A 1,615-nucleotide genomic window follows, 5' to 3' on the forward strand; every position below is an offset into this window, starting at 1 on the left:
ACCGCTATTCCATGCTCATTTTCTTTTTCTACTCCCGTCTCCGTAAAACCGCATTTTCTCCAAAAGCTCCTGCTTTGCATATTTCCTTTCATATAGGCCAGCCTTACTTTTTTATAACCTTCGCTTTTCCATGCAGTTAAAGCCTCTGTAATAATAGCGCTCCCTTTCCCTTTTCCGGACTCTTGACTGTCCATCATAAACAAGCCGATGAAAATCGTATCTTCTTCCGGAAAGGAGAGAATAAAGTCCATAATGGCAATTAAGCTGTCATTTTCAAAAAAGCCAATATAGAATTTATCCTCAAGGCTTTTCCCCTCCGGTAATGCTTTTAAATCATTCAGCACTGTTTCCCTACATGGCTTTGGGGGACAATACGCAAAGTACAAGGGATTGCCATTCTCCAGATGCAAAATCCCGGAGACATCCTCTTCCCCCATTTTTTTAATTTTATATTTTGTAGATAGTTGGCTGATATTCAGCATACCGCTTCCGGACATTTCTACTTTACCTCATTATGCACGTATGATCTTAATTCTTCTTGATGAATTTACTTGCCAAGTGATAAACCTGTTTGATTTCTTTACTATCTAAGGACCAAGTCTCTACTTCTTTACGAATGAAATCCGGAAATTTCTTACTGATATCTCGTAAAGCATTGCCCACGGACTTTCGTACATATTCACTGGGATCCTCTTTTAAAGCAGCTAAGTGCCGAATGGCTTCTTCCGGGTGGTCTTTAAAATAGGCTCTGCTTGTCCAGATTCTTAGCCCTTCCGTAACGGCTCTTCGGGCGTTCGGCTCAGGACTTTGTAGCCATTCCGTAATCGTAGGGAGGGCTTTTTCCATTCCGATTTTTTTACAATAGGTATCAAAGGACTTCGCTAAAATCTCCTGCACTCTCCAGTTCTCATCCTTTGTAATTTCTTCCTTCATAAAATGGAGGATTTCTTTATCCTCAGATAAGTAGCCAAAAAGAAATACCCCATACATTCTCACTTGATAAACAGGAGATTGATAAGCTGCAAATGCCAAAGTCTTGCAATAAGCAAAATCATGGGAGTGAAAATCCTGTAAAGCTCTACTTTCTTCCGCCTTGAAACCATTTTCTATCGAAGAAAATTCCTGTTCTAATGCGACAATATATTCCTTCATCTCTGCTCACCTCCTTAAGAGATTTGCTCTGCCCTTTCCTATTTTGCACTGGCAAATCTCACTCAAAAAGCTCCGTCAATTCTGTTTATCTTCTTTTTCCGTTTTCATCAAAATTTTTCTTTAATTCGCTTTCGGTTGGAACTATCGCTCCAATTAAGGGGAGCATCTGCAACATCGTGATAATACCGCCAACCGTTCCCACGGTTCCCGGTCCTTTCCCAAATACAATGGCTATGGCAATCACGGAAAGAGGAGCTAAAATCAGTCCACAAAGATACCATACTTTCCCAAAATATTGATTCGCAAATCTCCATGTTTCCTCATTCATCATTGACCTTTTTGTTCGGTATCCGTATACATAATTAATTTCTTTCGGTGTTCTCCTGAAAAGTAGCCACCCGAAGAAAATCATAGTTAACGGAATAAGTAAAACCATAATGAACATGAATATCCAGAATCCCAT

At 39.8% G+C, this 1,615-nt stretch carries 3 protein-coding genes; all 3 read right to left on the reverse strand.

Annotation, left to right across the window (positions count from 1 at the left end):
- On the reverse strand, positions 1-497 hold a 497-nt coding region (locus ACO4PX_RS10235; RefSeq protein WP_485572613.1), incomplete at its 3' end, for a GNAT family N-acetyltransferase.
- 31 nt (positions 498-528) lie between these two features.
- Positions 529-1,152 carry a DNA alkylation repair protein gene (locus tag ACO4PX_RS10240; protein WP_485572615.1) on the reverse strand — a complete coding sequence of 208 codons (624 nt, stop codon included), beginning with the start codon at positions 1,150-1,152 and terminating at the stop codon, positions 529-531.
- Positions 1,153-1,237: 85 nt separating this feature from the next.
- Positions 1,238-1,615 (reverse strand): SdpI family protein (locus ACO4PX_RS10245; RefSeq protein WP_485572617.1); only part of this gene is annotated, 378 nt, incomplete at its 5' end.

Source organism: Oribacterium sp. (assembly GCF_057249185.1).